The sequence below is a fragment of the Kitasatospora sp. NPDC041988 genome (assembly GCF_055588525.1).
In genome coordinates, this window is sequence record NZ_JBVJCO010000001.1 from 381,670 (window position 1) to 396,303 (window position 14,634).

Sequence of the window (14,634 nt, forward strand, 5' to 3'; positions counted from 1 at the left end):
CCGCGGGTTCCCGACACCGCCCGTGCGCCCGACCTCCCCGGCGCCGTCCCGTGCCGGGGCGCGGCGCCGCCCCTACCGGACGGCGCCCACCACCGGGACGCCGTCCGGACGGCCGGCGAGCAGGGCGGCGAGGTGGTCCGCGCACCGCAGGGCGGCGGTGGCCATCGCGCCCCGCGTCATCCCGGCGACGTGCGGGGTCAGCAGGGCGTTCGGCAGGCCGAACAGCGGTGAGGCGAAGGCGGCGTGCTCGTGGGCGAAGGTGTCGACGGCGGCCGCCGCGAGCGGGTGCGCGGGGTCGCCGAGCGCATCCGCCAGCGCCTGCTCGTCGACGATGCCGCCGCGGGCGGTGTTGAGCAGGACCGACCCCGGCCGCATCAGTGCCAGCTGAGCCCGGCCGATCAGCCCGCGGGTCTGCGGGGTGAGCGGCAGGTGCACGGACACGACGTCGCTGCCGGCCAGGAGGGCGGCGAGGGTGGGGGCGCTGCGCACCGGGGCCTCGGCCGGGCGGCGGGTGAGGGCCTGGACGTCCATGCCGAGGGCGGTCGCCCGTGCGGCCAGGGCCCGGCCGATCCGGCCCAGGCCGAGGATGCCGAGGGTCAGCTCCGGCAGTTCCACCGCCGGTGCGGCCGGTGTGCGCCAACTGCCCCGGTGGGCGGCCTCGTTGTGGGCGGGGAGGTCGCGGGTCAGGGTGAGGAGCTGGGCCAGGGCGAACTCGGCGACGGCGTTCGCGTTGGAGCCCGGGGTGTGGGTGACGGTGACGCCGTGGCGGGCGGCGGCGGCCAGGTCGACGTGGTCGGTGCCGGCCCCGGCCCGGCCGACCGCCCGGAGCCGGTGGGCGAGCGCGGGGCCGGTGGCCGCTTCGAGGTAGGCGGCGCGCAGCGGCACCCCGCCCCGGGACTTGACGGCGTCGTAGCCGAGCCCGCCCCGGAGGGTCTCGGCGAGCAGGGCGGACTCGTCGAAGGCGTCGAAGTCGGTGAACTCGACCCGGCCCGCCCAGGCTGCCCGTGCCGCGGCGTGGTCGGCCACCCGCCGGAGGTTGAGGGTGACGGCGAGCCCGTGGCCGAGCAGCCGCGCCAGCTCCCGGTCGAGCAGTTCGCCGGGGGCCGCGTCCAGCAGCAGGACCCGGGGCTGGTGCATGGGTTTCTCCCTTGGGGACATCCGGAGCCGAGCGCCCTATGATGTAAGGCATGAATGATACTGGTGGCTCTTACGAACTGCGCCCCGGGGTGCCCGACGTCGACACCTTCCGCCACCTCCGTACCGCCTCCGGCATGAGCGACCGCCCGGCCGCGGCGGTGGCCGCCGGGCTGCCGCACACCTGGTACGGCCTGACCGTGCACACCGTGGACGGCGAGACGGTCGGCATGGGGCGGATCGTCGGCGACGGCGGCTCGGTGTTCCAGATCGCCGACATCTGCGTCCTGCCCGCCCATCAGGGCCGGGGCCTCGGCGGACGGATCATGGCCGGCCTGGTCGCCGAACTGGAGAGCCGTGCCACGGCGGGGGCGTACGTCTCGCTCATCGCCGACGGTGACGCCCACCGCCTCTACACCAAGCACGGCTTCGTCGAGACCGCCCCGCACTCGGTGGGCATGCACCGCCTGGTCTGACCCGCCGGCCCGGCGCGGACGTGCGCCAGGGCTTGTCTGAGGAGGGCCCGGGAGCCCGCCCGTTCACGCCGGGCGTGCCCCTGCCGCGTCCGGGCGGCCGGGTGGCCATCGACGTCAGCGGCGAGGCGTTCCTCGACCTCGAACGCGAAGCCGCCGCCATGCTGTCCCGCGAGTAGCGGGACCGACCCGACCGCCGGGTCGAGTCGGGCCGTCGGGCTCGGCGCGACCCGGTCGGCCGTTCCCACCCGGGGCCGGACGGACCGGGCCTCACCCGGACAACGGACAGGGCGGGGCGGCGCGGCGAGAACCCACCCACGGTGGACGCAGGACCGCCCTGAGACCGCGACCGACGTCGTCCGTCAGCCGTCCTCGTCCGGCGAGGCCTACTCCTCCGGGCCGGCGGCACCGCGCGGTGCCGTCGCACCGGTCTGCGCGGTCGGCCACTTGAGTTCGATCTCCAGCTCGACCTGCCCGTCGCCGACCTCGACCTCGATTTCGCTGCTGAGCGCGTCGGGGATCCGCAGACTCAGCGTCCCCGGGCCGAGCTCCAGTTGGGCATGGCCGCCGTTCCTCAGTGCGGCCGCGAGCGCCGAGAGCAGATCTGCGGCCTCAAGGCGTGACAGTGAACCCTTTTGTTCGAACTTGAGGTCCTTCACGGATGCCTCCAACCCGACGAAACAGCAGGTAGGGCCAATGGTGACACCGTGCGCCGGGTCCGGCATCTCCCGCACGGGATGAGCAGGCCGGATCGTCGTGGCACGGGTGCCTTCGCCGGTTCTCCCCGCGGCGTCGTGTTCGCGGGCCGGCCTGACCGCGGCTTCCTGCGGCGCCCCTACGGTGGATCCGGCTGCGGATCCGGCCGGGGCCGGGCGAAGGCCAGTGCGATGACCTCGCGCCAGGCTGTGGCCGGACGGGACGCCGGAGGCCCGGGTCGATGCTTGGGTACCAGTACGCGCAGGGCGCGCGGGCGGATGGCACAGGTGACGGGAACGGGCAGGGTCAGGGCTTCTCCGTCCACGGCCACCGGGATGCTCTCCGCGGCCGAGCGGACGATGATCTGCCGGCAGGTGAGCACCTGGATGCCCGTCGCCCGTGCGCCTCGGAGCGCGACGTCGGCCGCCTGGGCCGCGTTGCCGACGCGAATCCCGACGACACCCAGCACGCCGAGATCCAACCGCGGCCGGTGGCCGCCCACGGCCATCGGTTCGGGGACGGCGTAGGGGTTGTTGCTGACCAGGAGCGCCTGCTGGGCGTCCAGCCGCGTGTCGTCCACCACCGCGTCGAGGGGACGACCGGAGTATCCGAGCAGGAGGTCGGGCATCGCGTCCAGCGCCGACCCCACCTTGGCGTCGCGGTACTCCGGGCGCTGCACGATCTCCGCGTAGACACCGAAGGAGGCCGTGTTGACGAAGGCCAGGCCGCCCACCACGCCCAGGTCGACCCGCAGTTCCTCCCCGTCGGTCAGCGCGTCCAGGCACTTGGCCGGGTCCTCGCGGTCCAGACCGAGATCCATGGCGAAGTGGTTCCTGGTGCCTGCGGAGATCACCAGGAACGGCAGGTCGTGCGCGGCCGCCACCTCGGCCACCCGGGCCTGGGTGCCGTCGCCGCCCGCGACCCCCAGCAGGTCCGCGCCTTCGGCCACCGCCCGACGGGCGATCGCGGCGACGTCCGCCGTGTGTGAGGTGTCCAGCAGCACGACCCGGGCGCCCAGCGCCTCGGCCTTCTCGACCAGCCCGAAACGGCCGACCTTGCCGCCGCCGGACTTCGGGTTCATGATCAGCACCGGATGCAGGGGGGCGGAGCTCGCGACCGCACGCATGCCGTGGGGCTGCCGCGACCGGTGCAGTGCCGACCGGGCGAACAGCACGGCCGCTCCCCACAGTGCGATCGCGGCCAGGGCCTCCGGCCACAGGCCGGCCCGGGTGTAGAGCACCAGGACGGCCACGGGCGCGCCCACCACGAGGAGTGCCCCGCCCGCCCGAACGGCTCCGTGGTGCGACAGCGCCCACCACATGCCGGCGGCGGTGACGACCGAGCCGGCCAGCCCGACAGCGAGGATGACCAGACCGCCGGGCCCGCTCGCCGCCACCAGCGCGACCACTGCGCCCGTCGCGCAGCTCAGCGCCAGCCGGGCCGCGCGACGGGCCGCCGGTCGGGGCCGGTCAGGCGGCCTGGGTGCCATCGTCGCGCCGGACCACACACAGGCCCCAGATGACGAAGGCGCAGACGGCCATCACGGTGATCGACCAGAACGGGTAGTACGGGAGGGAGAGGAAGTTGGCGATGATGAGCAGCGCGGCAAGCCCCACGCCGAGGATCCGGGCCCAGAGGGAGACCCGGAACAGCCCGATGCCCACGGCGATCGCCAGGACGCCGAGGATCAGGTGGATCCAGCCCCAACTGGTCAGGTCGAACTTGAAGATGTAGTTCGGAGTTCGCACGAAGACGTCGTCCTCGGCGATCGCCATGATCCCGCGGAAGAGGCTGAGAGAGCCTGCGATGAGGAGCATGACGGCGGCAAAGGCGACCAGACCCCCGGCCGCACCGGAGGAGCCGGCGGCGTGGGTGTTCGTGGGTGCGGACATGGCGTGTCTCGATTCCTGCTGTCAGGTCGGTCCGCGCGGCCGCGGCCCGGGGGCAACCGCGCCGCGGAGCCCGTCGCGGGGAGACCGGTGACGGTGTGTGAGTCCGGCCCGACGACTCTGCGGACTCCGCGGGTCGTCCGAACGGCCCGGGCGCGCGGCACCGCAGTGCGGGTCGGGGCCACACCGTTGCCGGCCCGAGGGGCATCGCGCCTGCTGTGTGCGCGGACCCGTCGTCCGACTCTGCCGGGAGGCGGCGCGGCCAGTGGCGGGGAGCCGGGTCCCTCCTGGCTCCGTAATCCTGTCTTCCGACCTTAGGAGCAATCCGGCGTGCGTGCATCCTCGTGCCGCGGCGGCGACGCGGTGACCCGGGCATCGGCCGACCGGGTACGGGCGCCGGAGGCGCGGGGCCGGGGCAGTGGGGCGGGCGCCCGTGCGCCGACCCCGAACTTTCGGTTATCGCGGCGGCCCTGACCGGTCTCCTGACTGTCACTGCTCATCCACGCGCCCCTCCCGGCGCGCTGCCACGGGAAAGACCTGCTGATGCCCGCTCCTCATCGTTCGTTCTCCCGCGGCTGGGCACTGGCGTCCTGTGTGCCGGCTCTGCTGTTCCTGGGGCTCGTCGCCTGCGGTTCGTCGGGGCACGCCGAGCACGCGGGCATGCCGGACACCGGCCACGGCGCGATGGCCACGACGCCGGGCGCGGCGGCCCCGGCCATGCCGGGGATGGCGGGGATGCCGGACATGCCCGCCACCGCCCGGGGCCTCGCCACCGAACGGGACGGCTACCGCCTCGACCCCGAAGCCCACGCCCTGCCCGCAGACCAGGCCGTCGGCTATCCGTTCACCATCACCGGCCCGGACGGCCGGCCCGTCACCGACTTCGCCGTGCACCAGACGAAGAAGCTGCACTTCTACGCGATCCGCTCCGATCTCACCGGCTTTCAGCATCTGCACCCGGTGATGGCCGCGGACGGCACCTGGACCGCGGACCTGGCAGCCCTCGCTCCGGGAAACTGGCGACTGTACACGTCGTTCATCCCGGAGAGCGGCCCCCGCAAGGGAAGCGAGCTCGTGCTCAGCCGCACCGTGAGCGTGCCCGGCGCGGCCGCTGCGGTGCCGCTCCCCGCCCCGGTCGGCAGCACCACGGTCGACGGCTACACCGTCACCCTCCGGAGCGAGCCGAAGGCCGGTGCCCACCAGCTGACCGCCACCGTCAGCAAGGACGGGGAGCCGGTCACCGGCCTCCAGCCGTACCTGGACAGCTACGCCCACCTCACCGCCTTCCACGAGGGAGACCAGGCGCTGGCCCATCTCCACCCGACGGACAAGGTCGACGGCGACCACGGCGGCCCGACGCTGACCTTCCAGGCCCTGTTCGACGAGGCCGGGAGCTGGCGCGTGTTCCTGCAGTTCCAGACCGCCGGACAGCTGCACACCGCGGAGCTCACGCTGAACGTCACCTGACGCGAAGCCGGGCCGAGGAGGGCGAGGCCGGAGCCGGTCAGGCGCCGGGAGACCGGTGGGCGTAGTCGGCGTCCTCGGCACCACCGACGCCGACCACGCCGCTCCCGGAGACGGGTGGACACACGCCCCGGATGTCGGTCCAGCCGGGGCGTGTGCCGCAGTTCTGCAGGTCGTCAGCGGGTGGAGGCGGGCCGCGTCCAGGCCTCGACGTCGCTCAGGGCCGCGGTGAAGTTGCCGAGCATCGGGCGCAGACGGTCCTTGTCGAGCGGGACGAGGCCGTCGGTGTGCGCACCGCCCGGGACCATGATGTAGCGGTGCAGGCCGGCGCGGCCCGCGTCGGTGACCATGCGGTGGTAGACGTCGCCGAAGTCGGCCGGCGGGGTGAGGGCGTCGAGGCTGCCCTGGATTCCGCGCTCCCGCATGCTGAGTCGGCTGGGCCTGCGGGACCGGACCCAGGCCGCACTGTACGCCCGGGAGAACGGACTGGTCTGAGCCGTTTCCCGTCATGTCGGCCGTGTCGTACCGCAGGCGGCACGTGCACGCGCCGCCGCCCTCCCCCGGGCCGGGGGAGGGCGGGCGCGGTCTACACCGCCTGGCGGGCCGCCAGGGCCCGGGCGAGTACCTTGGCCCGGAACGGGTTCCGCGGCTCCAGCGCCTCCGCCACCGCGACCGCCTCGTCCAGCAACGCCCGCCGGGCCCCCGGCAGTTCGCGCACCGTGGGCGAGCCGGCCGCCTCGACCAGCACATAGGCCAGCTTCGACCCGTACACCTCGGGCGCGACCGTCGTCAGCAGCCGGTACACCGACAGCGCGTTCGGCCCGCGCAGCACCCGCCGGTTGGTCGTGAGCAGCAGCATCCGCGCCCGCAGCACCGCGTCCTGGTTCACACCGTTCATGTCCTGTTTCCCCCTTGATCCGCCGACTCCTCCCGGCGGCTGGGCAGCACGACGCGCGTGCCGGCGCCCGCGGACGGGTGCCGGCACCGGGCCGGGGGAGTGGATGCGGACGAGTCTGCGGCCGGGGCGGCACCCGCGGCAAGGAGAACCGGACGTGTGCTGAGTCCTACCGAAACGGCCGCTGACCGGGCATGATTGGGTCTGACACGCTGCCGGAGACCTGACGGTGGTGGCCGGAAACCCGGTCCGTTCAGTCGTCGGCCTCCACGATCACCAGGGTGCCCCGGCTCCCCGCCGCGACCGCGTGCGGAACGCCGGCCGGGACGACGTACATCCCGCCGGGCCCCACCGGCACGGCGGCGCCGTCCACGAGCAGCTCCAGCCGGCCGTCGAGGACGAGCAGCACCTCGGTCCGGTCGTGCCGTTCCTCCGCGACCGGCAGCTCGTCCATCCGCAGCACCTTGACCGCGGTCGGGCCCACCCGGCCCAGGACGCGCGAGCTCCATGCCCTCGGCAGCGCCGTCGCGGCTCCGGGGACGTCGATCCGGCTCATGGCACACCTCTTCCTGCGCGGCCTGCCCGCGCCCGGTGATCGTCGGGGATGCCGTGAACGCTAGCCGCGCGGCGGGCCCGGTTGGTCGACCGTTCGGTAAAATCCCTTGGTGACCGGGCGGCTGACGGTGTCTCGGGTCGGGCGGCTAGCCTGGGGCGCATGTTCGTTCTGGATCTGACCTACACCGCGCCCCTGGACCGTATCGACGCCGTGCTCGCCGAGCACCTGGCATGGCTGAAGGCGCACTACGCGGCCGGGGCCTTCCTCGCCTCCGGCCGCAAGGTGCCCCGTGAGGGGGGTGTCATCCTCGCCGCGGGCGCCGACCGGGCGGCGATCGAGGAGATCACCCGCACCGACCCCTTCGTGCTGGCGGGCCTGGCCGAGTACGCGGTCACGGAGTTCGTTGCCACCACCACCGTCCCCGCCCTGGACTCCTACCGCGAAGAGCTGCCCGCCTGAGCCCGAGTCCAAGCCCTCCGAGCCTGAGCCCCGAGCCCGAGCTCTCCGAGCCCTGGGCTCCGGTCCCCGGCCCATGGCCGCCGCCCCTGTGAGCCGTACCCGGCGCCCGCCCGGGTACGGCCACCGGTCGTGTTCTGGTTACGATCGGTGAGCACAGGGCGTGGAAGCGCCGGGCCGGCGGGGCCGGCGTACGGACTGGGACTGGTGGGAGACACGTATGGCACACGCACGGGCCGGTCAGCTTGCGCAGCCGGACGACCTGGTGGACGTGGCGCGGCTGGTGACGGCGTACTACGCGCTGCACCCGGACCCGGAGGAGCCGGGCCAGCGCGTGGCCTTCGGCACCTCGGGCCACCGGGGCTCCTCGCTCGACGCGGCCTTCAACGACGACCACATCGCCGCCACCACCCAGGCGATCTGCGAGTACCGGGCCGGGCAGGGCATCACCGGCCCGCTGTTCCTGGGCGCGGACACCCACGCGCTCTCCGAGCCGGCCAAGGTCACCGCCGTCGAGGTGCTGGCGGCCAACGGCGTCACCGTCCTGCTGGACAGCGCCGACGGCTACACGCCCACCCCGGCCGTCTCGCACGCGATCCTGGCGCACAACCGCCGCCACCCGCAGGGGCTCGCCGACGGCATCGTGGTGACGCCCTCGCACAACCCGCCGCGTGACGGCGGCTTCAAGTACAACCCGCCGAGCGGCGGCCCGGCCGGTTCCGACGCCACCGGCTGGATCCAGGACCGGGCCAACGCGCTGATCCGGGACGGCCTGCGCGGCGTCAAGAGGGTCCCGTACGCCCGCGCGCTGACCGCCGCGACCACCGGCCGGCACGACTTCCTCACCGCCTACACCGAGGACCTGGTCTCCGTCCTGGACCTGGACGCGATCCGGGCGTCCGGCCTGCGGATCGGCGCGGACCCGCTGGGCGGGGCGTCCGTCGCCTACTGGGGGCGGATCGCCGAGACGCACCGCCTGGACCTGACCGTCGTCAACCCGGTCACCGACCCGACCTGGCGCTTCATGACGCTGGACTGGGACGGCAAGATCCGGATGGACTGCTCCTCGCCCGCCGCGATGGCCTCCCTGATCGGCCGCCGGGACGAGTACGCGATCGCCACCGGCAACGACGCCGACGCCGACCGGCACGGCATCGTCACCCCGGACGGCCTGATGAACCCGAACCACTACCTGGCGGTGGCGGTCGACTACCTCTACCGCCACCGCACCGACTGGCCGGCCGACGCGGCGGTGGGCAAGACGCTGGTCTCCTCCTCGATGCTGGACCGGGTCGCGGCGGACCTCAAGCGCGAGCTGATCGAGGTGCCGGTCGGCTTCAAGTGGTTCGTCGACGGGCTGCTGGAGGGCTCGATCGCGTTCGGCGGCGAGGAGTCGGCCGGGGCGTCCTTCCTGCGCCGCGACGGCGGGGTCTGGACGACGGACAAGGACGGCATCCTCCTCGCTCTGCTGGCCTCCGAGATCACCGCGGTGACCGGCCGCACGCCCAGCGAGTACTACCGCGACCTGACCGACCGCCACGGCGCGCCCTCTTACGCCCGCGTGGACGCGCCGGCCGACCGGGAGCAGAAGGCGCTGCTGGGCCGCCTCTCGCCGGAGCAGGTCAAGGCCGGAGAGCTGGCCGGGGAGCCGATCACGGCCGTCCTCACCGAGGCGCCCGGCAACGGCGCGGCCATCGGCGGCATCAAGGTCTGCACCGAGAACGCCTGGTTCGCCGCCCGCCCGTCGGGCACCGAGGACGTCTACAAGATCTACGCCGAGTCCTTCCGGGGCGACGAGCACCTGGCCCGCGTCCAGGCCGAGGCCCGCGACCTGGTCGGCGAGGTCCTGGCGGGCCCCGCCGCCTGAGCCGGCGGTCCGCGCCGCCGGCTGTGCTCCGGTCCCGTCCCCGTGGGTCAGGTCGGATCACGCCCGGGAGACCGTCGGCGGCCGCCGACGGTCTCCCGGTCACCGGGGCCGTGGCAGGTGGGCGAACCAGAGGGTGATCGGCGCGTCGAGGGCCACCGAGGTACCCTTCGCCGGGTCGGTACGGATGGCCAGGCCGTCGCGGACGGTCGTGGTGTCCTGGCTGACGACGGTCACGGCGGTGAAGTGGGCCGCACGGAGGGCCTGCTCGGCGTCGGCCCGGGTCAGGCCGGCGACGTCGGGGATCCGCGCCCGGCCGTCCGAGACCCGCAGGGCCACCGTGCTGCCCGGGAGCACCTTGGCGCCGGGCGCCGGGTCGGTGCCGACCACCTGCTGCGCGGGCGTGCCCCCGCCCTCGACGACCGTGGCGCGGGAGGACAGCCCCAGCGCCTTGAGCTTCGCCTCGGCGGCCGCCTGGCCGAGACCGGCCAGATCGGGCAGAACGATCGTGCGTGGCGAGGGGGACGAATGTGTGGGCGAGGGTTTGCCCGTGCCTCCGCCGCTCCGGCCCGCGCTCCCGCCTCCATCGCCAATCGGCGTACCGCCCGAGGTGGGGGGCGGGACGGGCGGGCCGCCGCCCGCGTCCTCGTGGCGGCCGAGCCCGAGGACGACCGCCACCGCGGCCACGATCACCACGAGCACGAGCACGGCGACCGCCACGGGCCCGCAGCCGCCGACGCTCCGGGACGGTGGCCGGGGCCCGGGGAACCGCTGCTGCCCGGGCCATGCCGGCCCGCCGGGACCGGCTTGGTGGCCGGGACCGTCCTGCCGGCCGGGGCCCGACGGTCGGTCCGGGCGGCCGCCCTCCTGGCCCCGGGACCGCTCGCCGTCGTCCCTGTCCCTGTCGAGGTCGAGGTCGATCGAGCCCGGGACGTCCACCGCGAACGCGGCACAGGCCGCCCCCTGGTGGGCCGAGGTCGCCACCACCCGCAGCGCGACCCCGAACCGGGACCATCGGGCGCCGTGCACCTGGCCGGCCAGGTCCGCTCCGGGCACCCCGAAGCGCGAGGCGATGTCCAAGCCGGTGCCGAGGTGGTCCGCCGGCAGCGTGTATCGCAGCTCCACCCGACGGGTGCGGCCGGGCGGCAGCGGCGCCTCGACCGCCCGCCGGTCGAAGTCCAGCCGCCCGTCGAGGGGTTCGACGGGCTCAAGGTGGAAGCCGGTGGCCCGAGGGCCGGCGTTGCGGACGACCAGTTCCACCGCGACCGTGCCGCCCGCCTGCCCGTACCGGCGGGGCGGCTCGCACCAGGCCTGCGCGCCGGCGTCGGGACCCGCGCGGAGGTCTGTGCCGCAGTACTCGCCCGGGCAGTAGACACCGAGCCGCTCGGCACCGTCGGTCCGGGTGCCGCACAGACGACAGAAGAGCCCCATGGTCCCCCCCTCGCACCGGCCCGCCCCCCGGGGACCGCGGTCTCGGCTGCGGGGTTACCCGCTCGGCGGCCGGAAAAACCGCTGTCGGCCGACCGCGACCCGACTGTGACCGGTCGACCCCGTATCCGTCACCTCCCCTACCACTGAAGGATGTTGACGTATCGTCAATCGATGTCGATGGAACGGAGATTCGATCCCGGTCCGGGATCAGCCCGCCGGTGCCGCGGCCGGCTGTTCGGCGTCGCCGAAGCGTGCCAGGGTCAGAGCGCCGATCACCGCCGCCGCGAAGCCGGCGACGGCGAGCGGCGTCGCGTCGTGCCGTGTGTGGTCGCCGAGCACGAGCACCCCGACGACGGCCGGGCCCAGCGTCTCGCCGAGCACCATCGCCGCCGTGGCCGCCGTGACCGAGCCGCTCTGCATCGCCCAGGTCAGCGCGGCGAACCCGCCCAGCCCGGCCACGGCGACCGCGTACGCCGACGGCTCGGTCAGCAGCTGCGGCAGCCGCGGCTCGGGCAGCACCCGCACCGCCACGCCGACCACCCCGAACTGGAGGCCCGCCACCAGCCCGAGCAGCGGGGCGCGGCGGGCCCCGCCGAACCGGACCACCACCCAGCCCGCGCCCGTCAGGACGACCGCGACCAGCAGTACACCGAGGCGCAGTGCGGTGTCACCCGTGCCGCTGCCGTCCCGCCCGGCGGTGAGGGCGAGCACGCAGAGCCCGGCGCAGACCGCGGCCACCCCGGCCCACTCGCTGCGCCGCAGCCGTACCCGCAGGACGCGGGCCGCCCCGACGGCGGTCACGGCGAGCGCCGAGGCCAGGACGGCCTCGACCTCGTAGAGCGGCAGCCGCTCCAGGGCGACGAGTTCGGCGGCGAAGCCGAGCATGTCCATCCCGACGCCCACCAGGAAGGGCCACTGCCGGAGCGCGCCGGTCAGCGCGGCGGCCTCGCCGGGGCGGTGGCCGGTGGCGGCCCGGCGGGCGCCGACGGCCTGGAGGACGGTGGCGGAACCGGTGAGCAGCGCGGCCAGGAGGGCCGACAGCAGGCCGAGGGACATGGGCCGACGGTACGGCGCCGGGGTGCGCGGGGTGGTCTGGCGCGCCGTCAGGCCGATCATCGTGTCGGGCCGTCCTGCCGATCGGCGGGGGCCGGTCGACGGGTGCGTTTCCGGCCCGGTGACTGATTGTCATGCGCAGTTTAGACAACAAGTTACTTTTCGGTAATCTCAGGTCGTCCCACGGGTGAACCACCCGTCACTGCCTGAAGGAACCACACGTGCACCTCCCCTGGTCCCGCCGGTCCGGCCACCTCGTGCGGTCGGCCCTGGCCGCCGCCGCAGCCACCACCCTGCTCGCCGTCGCCTCGCCCCTGCCCGCCCACGCGGAGACCGCGGCGGGCACCACCGCCGCCGGCGGCGAGGGCGGCACCGCCCATCTCGACGCGGTCGAGCGCGCCCTGCGCGAGGTGGCGCCCGGCCTCGCGGGCACGGTCTGGCAGCGCACCGAGGGCAACAGCCTGAACGCCACCGCCGACGACCCGGCCGGCTGGCTGCTCCAGACGCCGGGCTGCTGGGGCGACGCCGCCTGCGCCGACCGCCCGGGCACCCGCGCGCTGCTGGACCGGATGCGGGCGGACGTCGCCGCCGCCACCCGGACCGTCGACGTCTCCACGCTCGCGCCGTTCCCCAACGGCGGCTTCCAGGACGCCCTGGTCGAGGGGCTCAAGGCCTCCGTGGCGGCCGGCCACCGCCTCCAGGTGCGCATCCTGGTCGGCGCTGCGCCGGTCTACAACGCCAACGTGCTGCCGTCCCGCTACCGGGACGAGCTGATCGCCAAGCTTGGCCCCGCCGCCGGCTCGGTCACCCTCAACGTGGCGTCGATGACCACCTCCCGCACCGCGTTCTCCTGGAACCACTCCAAGCTGCTGGTCGTCGACGGCCGCAGCGTCGTCGCCGGCGGCATCAACGGGTGGAAGGACGACTACCTCGACACCGCCCACCCCGTCTCCGACGTCGACCTCGCGCTGACCGGGCCCGCCGCCGGCTCGGCCGCGAGCTACCTGGACACCCTCTGGGAGTGGACCTGCGGCCGGACCGGAGTGTTCGACAACGCCTGGTTCGCCTCCTCCAACGGCGCCGCCTGCAGCCCCTCGATGGAGCGGGAGCTCAACCCCGCCCCGGCCGCCACCGGCACCGTCCCGGTGATCGCCGTCGGCGGCCTCGGCGTCGGCATCAAGGCCAACGACCCGACCTCCGCCTACCGGCCCGGCCCCGTCCCCGCCGTCTCCGACACCAAGTGCGGCCCGCTCGCCCTGCACGACAACACCAACGCCGACCGCGACTACGAGACGGTCAACCCCGAGGAGAACGCGCTGCGCGCGCTCGTCTCCAGCGCCACCAGCCACATCGAGATCTCCCAGCAGGACATGAACGGCACCTGCCCGCCGCTGCCCCGCTACGACTCCCGGCTGTACGAGGCGCTGGCCGCCAAGCTCGCCGCCGGCGTCAAGGTGCGGATCGTGGTCAGCGACCCGGCCAACCGCGGCACCATCGGCAGCGGCGGCTACTCGCAGATCAAGTCCCTCGCCGAGATCAGCGACGTCCTCAAGGCCCGGCTGACCGCCCTCACCGGCGACCAGGCCAAGGCCGGCGCCGCGCTCTGCGGCAACCTCCAGCTCGCCACCTTCCGCGCGGCCCCCACCGCCACCTGGGCGGACGGCCACCCGTACGCGCTGCACCACAAGCTGGTCGCGGTCGACGGCTCGGCCTTCTACATCGGGTCGAAGAACCTCTACCCGGCCTGGCTGCAGGACTTCGGCTACGTGGTCGAGGACAAGACGGCCGCCGCCCAGCTCGACCGCGACCTGCTGGCGCCGGAGTGGAAGTACTCGCAGGCCACCGCGACCGTCGACTGGAGCACCGGCACCTGCAAGGCCTGACGCCCGACCGCCCCGAACAGCCCCGGGGGGGCGGAGGGGGGGGGGGGCGGGGGGCCGGCGGCGTCCGGGTTAGACCGTCCCTTTTTCGCCAGCGCTGTNNNNCCTACCCCCCCCCCCCCAACCCCCCCCCCCCCCCCCCCCCCCCCCCCCCCCCCCCCCCCCCCCCCCCCCCCCCCCCCCCCCCCCCCGGCGCCGTCGGGCTCAGCCCGTCACGTCGCGGCCGGCGCTGCCCTTGGCGGCCAGGTTCCAGCTGATGACGCGTTCGGGGTGCACCCGCAGGATCTCGTGATCGAAGAAGGCGGGATCGACGGGCGGGACGTCGACGACCAGCGGCTCGGCCCGGCCGCGGATCTCCACACCGCGGCCCCAGCCCGGCGCCGGCGCGTCGGGGTCGTCGGCCGGCGTGAGGTCGTCGACGAGGAAGGAGACCCGCGGATCACGTACCGCGTTGCGGTACTTCTGGCTGGCCGTCATCCGGGGCCCGCCGATGTCGATCGTGCCGTCCTCGTTGAGCCGGAAGCCCACCGGCCGGACCTGAGGCGCGCCCTGCGGGCCGGAGGTGGCCAGCCGGCCGAGCTTCTGGGTGGTGAGGTAGGCACGCTCCTCGGGGGTGAACACCATGACTGCTGCGCTCCGTTCGGGCATCGGGTGGTAGCCGGACGAGGACGACCGTAGAAGGTGAAGCGGCCTTCAAGTCAAGCCTGGCCGGTGCCGCTCCGTCGCGGGGGGGGGGACGGGGAGGGGGGGGGGGGGGGGGGGGGGGGGGGAAGGGGGGGGGACCTTTTTTTTTTTGGGTGGTTTGAGGTTCACCCAGGCTTGGCCCCCCAGGGGGTTCTGGGG

At 74.6% G+C, this 14,634-nt stretch carries 15 protein-coding genes; 5 read left to right on the forward strand and 10 right to left on the reverse strand.

Annotated features, from left to right (window positions below):
• Positions 1-72: 72 nt before the first annotated feature.
• A complete protein-coding gene (locus tag ACZ6NC_RS01570; RefSeq protein WP_465727781.1) occupies positions 73-1,137 on the reverse strand; it encodes an NAD(P)-dependent oxidoreductase in 1,065 nt (354 codons plus the stop codon).
• Between the two features lie 50 nt (positions 1,138-1,187).
• Here ACZ6NC_RS01570 and ACZ6NC_RS01575 point away from each other — a divergent pair, with 50 nt between their 5' ends.
• Positions 1,188-1,610: a GNAT family N-acetyltransferase gene (locus tag ACZ6NC_RS01575; RefSeq protein ID WP_465727783.1), complete on the forward strand. Its 423-nt coding sequence runs from the start codon at positions 1,188-1,190 to the stop codon at positions 1,608-1,610.
• Positions 1,611-1,993: 383 nt separating this feature from the next.
• Here ACZ6NC_RS01575 and ACZ6NC_RS01580 read toward each other — a convergent pair whose 3' ends face one another.
• The 3 genes from ACZ6NC_RS01580 to ACZ6NC_RS01590 form a co-directional block, all read right to left on the reverse strand.
• Positions 1,994-2,266 (reverse strand): amphi-Trp domain-containing protein, encoded by a 273-nt coding sequence (locus tag ACZ6NC_RS01580; RefSeq protein WP_465727785.1) that lies wholly within the window; start codon positions 2,264-2,266, stop codon positions 1,994-1,996.
• A 176-nt stretch (positions 2,267-2,442) separates the two neighbouring features.
• Positions 2,443-3,792, reverse strand: a complete 1,350-nt coding sequence (locus ACZ6NC_RS01585; RefSeq protein WP_465727787.1) for a diacylglycerol/lipid kinase family protein — start codon at positions 3,790-3,792, stop codon at positions 2,443-2,445.
• On the reverse strand, positions 3,773-4,195 hold the full coding sequence (locus ACZ6NC_RS01590; RefSeq protein WP_465727789.1) for a DUF7144 family membrane protein: 423 nt from the start codon (positions 4,193-4,195) through the stop codon (positions 3,773-3,775). Before ACZ6NC_RS01590 ends, ACZ6NC_RS01585 begins: the two co-directional genes overlap by 20 nt.
• Before the next feature lie 540 nt (positions 4,196-4,735).
• On the opposite strand from ACZ6NC_RS01590, the gene ACZ6NC_RS01595 reads away from it, so the two are divergent.
• Positions 4,736-5,659 carry a hypothetical protein gene (locus tag ACZ6NC_RS01595; RefSeq protein ID WP_465727791.1) on the forward strand — a complete coding sequence of 308 codons (924 nt, stop codon included), beginning with the start codon at positions 4,736-4,738 and terminating at the stop codon, positions 5,657-5,659.
• Between the two features lie 173 nt (positions 5,660-5,832).
• Here ACZ6NC_RS01595 and ACZ6NC_RS01600 read toward each other — a convergent pair whose 3' ends face one another.
• The 3 genes from ACZ6NC_RS01600 to ACZ6NC_RS01610 all read right to left on the reverse strand — a co-directional run bounded on the left by ACZ6NC_RS01600 (position 5,833) and on the right by ACZ6NC_RS01610 (position 7,107).
• Positions 5,833-6,081, reverse strand: coding sequence for a hypothetical protein (locus tag ACZ6NC_RS01600; RefSeq protein ID WP_465727793.1), 249 nt, complete (start codon positions 6,079-6,081; stop codon positions 5,833-5,835).
• Between the two features lie 161 nt (positions 6,082-6,242).
• Complete coding sequence (locus tag ACZ6NC_RS01605; RefSeq protein WP_465727795.1) at positions 6,243-6,554, reverse strand: hypothetical protein; 312 nt, start codon at positions 6,552-6,554, stop codon at positions 6,243-6,245.
• Positions 6,555-6,804: 250 nt separating this feature from the next.
• Positions 6,805-7,107, reverse strand: coding sequence for a cupin domain-containing protein (locus ACZ6NC_RS01610; RefSeq protein WP_465727797.1), 303 nt, complete (start codon positions 7,105-7,107; stop codon positions 6,805-6,807).
• Positions 7,108-7,266: 159 nt separating this feature from the next.
• On the opposite strand from ACZ6NC_RS01610, the gene ACZ6NC_RS01615 reads away from it, so the two are divergent.
• Together ACZ6NC_RS01615 and pgm are read left to right on the forward strand one after the other, a co-directional pair.
• On the forward strand, positions 7,267-7,566 hold the full coding sequence (locus ACZ6NC_RS01615; protein WP_465727799.1) for a YciI family protein: 300 nt from the start codon (positions 7,267-7,269) through the stop codon (positions 7,564-7,566).
• A gap of 217 nt (positions 7,567-7,783) precedes the next feature.
• Positions 7,784-9,430: a phosphoglucomutase (alpha-D-glucose-1,6-bisphosphate-dependent) gene (pgm, locus tag ACZ6NC_RS01620; protein ID WP_465727801.1), complete on the forward strand. Its 1,647-nt coding sequence runs from the start codon at positions 7,784-7,786 to the stop codon at positions 9,428-9,430.
• Between the two features lie 99 nt (positions 9,431-9,529).
• Here pgm and ACZ6NC_RS01625 read toward each other — a convergent pair whose 3' ends face one another.
• Positions 9,530-10,858 carry a PASTA domain-containing protein gene (locus ACZ6NC_RS01625; protein ID WP_465727803.1) on the reverse strand — a complete coding sequence of 443 codons (1,329 nt, stop codon included), beginning with the start codon at positions 10,856-10,858 and terminating at the stop codon, positions 9,530-9,532.
• A 207-nt stretch (positions 10,859-11,065) separates the two neighbouring features.
• Positions 11,066-11,914: a DMT family protein gene (locus ACZ6NC_RS01630; RefSeq protein WP_465727805.1), complete on the reverse strand. Its 849-nt coding sequence runs from the start codon at positions 11,912-11,914 to the stop codon at positions 11,066-11,068.
• Between the two features lie 218 nt (positions 11,915-12,132).
• Here ACZ6NC_RS01630 and ACZ6NC_RS01635 point away from each other — a divergent pair, with 218 nt between their 5' ends.
• Positions 12,133-13,794 (forward strand): phospholipase D-like domain-containing protein, encoded by a 1,662-nt coding sequence (locus tag ACZ6NC_RS01635; RefSeq protein ID WP_465727807.1) that lies wholly within the window; start codon positions 12,133-12,135, stop codon positions 13,792-13,794.
• 201 nt (positions 13,795-13,995) lie between these two features.
• On the opposite strand, the gene ACZ6NC_RS01640 is transcribed toward ACZ6NC_RS01635, so the two are convergent.
• Entirely contained in the window at positions 13,996-14,415 is a 420-nt protein-coding gene (locus tag ACZ6NC_RS01640; protein ID WP_465727809.1) for a PPOX class F420-dependent oxidoreductase, read from the reverse strand.
• Between the last annotated feature and the right edge of the window lie 219 nt (positions 14,416-14,634).